The sequence below is a fragment of the Neisseria sp. genome (assembly GCF_030523955.1).
GTDB lineage: Bacteria > Pseudomonadota > Gammaproteobacteria > Burkholderiales > Neisseriaceae > Neisseria.
In genome coordinates, this window is the sequence record NZ_JAUNHL010000103.1 from 1 (window position 1) to 3387 (window position 3387).

At 49.0% G+C, this 3387-nt stretch carries 2 protein-coding genes and 3 pseudogenes; 2 read left to right on the forward strand and 3 right to left on the reverse strand.

What is annotated here, in order from left to right:
* Positions 1-263 precede the first annotated feature (263 nt).
* Positions 264-927: pseudogene (locus tag Q4C79_RS13070) on the forward strand (IS5 family transposase); the annotation flags it as partial.
* Positions 928-1082: 155 nt separating this feature from the next.
* On the forward strand, positions 1083-1694 hold the full coding sequence (locus Q4C79_RS13075) for an RDD family protein (RefSeq protein ID WP_303091459.1): 612 nt from the start codon (positions 1083-1085) through the stop codon (positions 1692-1694).
* Positions 1695-1780: 86 nt separating this feature from the next.
* Here Q4C79_RS13075 and Q4C79_RS13080 read toward each other — a convergent pair.
* The 3 genes and pseudogenes from Q4C79_RS13080 to Q4C79_RS13090 form a co-directional block, all read right to left on the reverse strand.
* A pseudogene (locus tag Q4C79_RS13080) lies at positions 1781-1980 on the reverse strand (IS30 family transposase); the annotation flags it as partial.
* Positions 1981-2062: 82 nt separating this feature from the next.
* Positions 2063-2323, reverse strand: a complete 261-nt coding sequence (locus Q4C79_RS13085; RefSeq protein WP_303091460.1) for a hypothetical protein — start codon at positions 2321-2323, stop codon at positions 2063-2065.
* Positions 2324-2890: 567 nt separating this feature from the next.
* Positions 2891-3280: pseudogene (locus Q4C79_RS13090) on the reverse strand (transposase); the annotation flags it as partial.
* Between the last annotated feature and the right edge of the window lie 107 nt (positions 3281-3387).

Consider the following 3387-nt stretch of genomic DNA (forward strand, 5'->3'; position numbering starts at 1 on the left):
CGAGGGTCGCGGGTTCGAGCCCCGTCCGCCGCGCCAAAAATTTTAAAAAGCACCGAATAATTTCGGTGCTTTTTGTTTTTTTCTACCGGCTAACCGATTTGATAGCGAAACAGCCAGAACGAGTAAGGCAACTATAACGAATTTAATCTTGAGTTGTCAAAAAACCGCTTCGCCGGCCAATTATCAACAGACCCTAGATAGTGTAGTTACAATCTACAAGGTATGCGATATCCTGCCTCCATCCAACATCTCACGATCCACCTATGAAACAACCCGCCCACCGCCGCCACGACCTCACCGACCACTTTCCGGATACTGCGTACCGGTGCACCCTCGCGGGACCTGCCGCCCGATTACGGCGGCTGGAGCAACACCCACCGCCGTTTCATTCGTTGGCGCAAAAGGGCATCCGGACGAAACTGATGTTCATCCTTGCGGGTGAGAAAGGCATGGAATGATTGATGATGGATGCCGCCCATATCAAGGTTTATCCCCATGCAGCGGGAGCCAAAGGCGGCAATGAAGACATGAGCCGTACAAAAAGGGGTGGAATACCAAGCTGCATCTGGCGGTGGATGCCCACGGGATGCCGCTAACTCGTGTTAAGCGAAGGCAAGTGCGGCAGATTGTCTGTTTGCTGAAGCATTGATTGCCGATACGGCAGCCGGCAAGCTGTTGGCCGATAAACTTATGATACCGATGCAATCAGGAATTTGGCAGTTTCACTGGGGATGGATGCTGTTATCTCGCCAAAGGCCAACCGTAAGGAGCAAAACTGTCTTTTGGCCGCTGGCTGTATCGTTACACCGTCATCCGGTGGAGAACCGTTTTTTGGATTTCGAACGTTGGCCGGGTATTGCCACGCGTTATGCAAAGAAACCGTCTTCGTTTGCGGCGGCAATAGAAATCCGGATTATTGCGATATGGCTGAAGATATTGAGACTATACCACCTAGCGGAAATAAAGTTTTCAGCTATAACAATACTTGGCGCACCGCTTGTGTTTGTGGCATGATTCAACCAGGCTGCTTGGTCATATCATTGCAGCCGATTTCAAGTGAATTGAGGAGTATGAAGGCAATTATGAGCGAATGGGATTTAAATCAGAAACAAAAAAGTACACATGCGGCGCTGGAGGTTGGCATTGCTTCGCTTGGGCGCAGGGTTGCGGCTTATCTTATTAATTTTTTACTAAGCTGTTTATTCGGCACACTCGCTATTATTAGTATCGTACTGCGACTTCTAGAAGATACCGACACCCCCCAGCTGAATGAATTGGCCGCGCTCTCCGGCTATGCCGAAATAAAATCTTTGTTTGCCGTTTCACTCATTGTATTTTTTATTTACGTCTTGGTACAAACTTGGATGATGAGCCGCTACGGCCAATCGATAGGCAAGCGTATCATGAATATCCGCGTCATCAAAACCAATGGTACTGATGCAGGTTTTGTTGGCACAGTATTATTACGAGAGGTATTATTTAATGTCGTTGTGGGGATTGCCAGCAGCATATTGGGTGTCTTGGTAGCTCTGGTGTTGAATAACACAGGAAGCGGCGAAATGGTATCGAATCTGGTGCAAAGTGCCTTATGGATTACCTGTTTTATCATGGCTTGCGATCCGAAGCGCGACCGCCGCACCTTGCAAGATATGTTGGCCGATACCGTAGTGGTGGCTTTGCCACCGAAGCGCTGAACCCGATAAATGCCTGTCTGAAAAACAACCAATATTTTTTCAGACAGGGCGAGCTCTTTGCAAAATCCTTTTCTTACATTCGCATATCAAGTGCAACACTCAAATGCCGATGGCAAGGCCGGTAAGAACAAATCAGCCGGCATTTCATAATCAAGCGTTTTTCTTGGTCTGCGGTTGAGGGCATCCTCAACCGCCTTAATCTCTTTGCTGCTCATTTTCCTAAAATCTGTCCCCTTAGGAAAGTATTGGCGTATCAGCCCGTTGGTATTCTCCACCAACCCCTTTTCCTAAGAATGGTAGGGCGGCAGAAGTAGGTTTGCGCCTTCAACGCTTTGGCAAAGGTTTTATGACGGTAAAACTCTTTGCCGTTATCCAATGTGATGGTGTGAACCATGCTTTTGAACGGCTTCAGCGTCCGGATCACTACCCGGGCAACATCTTGTGCTTTGAAGTTGGCGATCTTGCGGATGACGACGGTTGGTTTTCCGCTCAACCGCAACCGGCAGTCTGCTTTTTTGATCTTTGCCGACTATGGTGTCCATCTCGAAATCACCGATACGCTCCTTTTTATCGACAATGGCCGGGCGCTCTTCGATACCAACCCGATCCGGCACTTTCTTTTCGTCCATGCGCCGCTGCCGTATTTTCTGCGGTAGGGTTTGGAAACGATACGCAGATGGGTATAAAGGCTGCCGCCGTTTTTGCGGTCTTCGACAAGGTAACGGTAAACGGTACTGTGATGCAGCCGGATGCCTTCGTGCTTGGCGAGGTAGGCGCAGAGCTGCTCGGGGCTGTACTTTCGGGCAATCAGTCTGTCAATGTATCTGTTTGACTGTATCGGTCATTTTTCGTGATTTCGCGACAATGGTGGAGGTGTGGCAGCTAATAGTCTGCGTGATTTGGCTTAGGGGCAGGTTGCGGTAGTGTTTGGAAATGTAGTATCGTTGCTCTGAGGTCAGTTGTGTGTAGGCCATATTGCAATCTTTCTTGTCAGGAAAGGCAGTATGCTACCGCATACTGACCTTTTTCTGTTGGAGGATATTGCACTTGTTAGGCGAATGTAAGCCTGTCTGAAAGAATTCAAGAAAATTGCCATGCGGGCGGAAAAAACGGATGCGCCTTTTGCATCGTACATTTATTTGATCTCGACTGTGCTTATGTTAAGCAAGGTTTCGGAGGTGATGCCGTTTTCATCTTTCGGTCATCCGGCGGTTAATCAGTTCAAGAAGGCCGGCCAAGGTGTCATCTTGTGCCAGCCAATTGCGGAAACGGCAGAGGGTGCTGTGATCAGGTAAGGCGACCTCATCAAAACCGCAGAAGAAGTAGAAATCCAGACGGGTAGCCAGACAGCGTTCCAATTCCGGATCGGAGAGGCTGTGCCATTGGCCGAGCAATACGGCTTTGAGCATGGGCAGTAGCGGATAGGCGGGGCGACCGCGGTGGTCGCGGATGTAACGGGTCTTTTGCCGGTTGAGCAGTTGTTCGACGGGCTGCCAATCGAGTAGCCGGTTAATGTTGAGCAACGGGTAGCTGTCGATATGTTTGCTCATCATGATTTGGGCTTGTTGGCGGAAGAAACTGCTCATAAAATAACTCCTCTGAATTCTTTAGGGGAATTTAGAGGAGTTTTGGTTTTTTCAAAGGCCTCAGCCTGTCTGAAACCCATTTCGTTTACAGGCAGGTATTTGTTTCT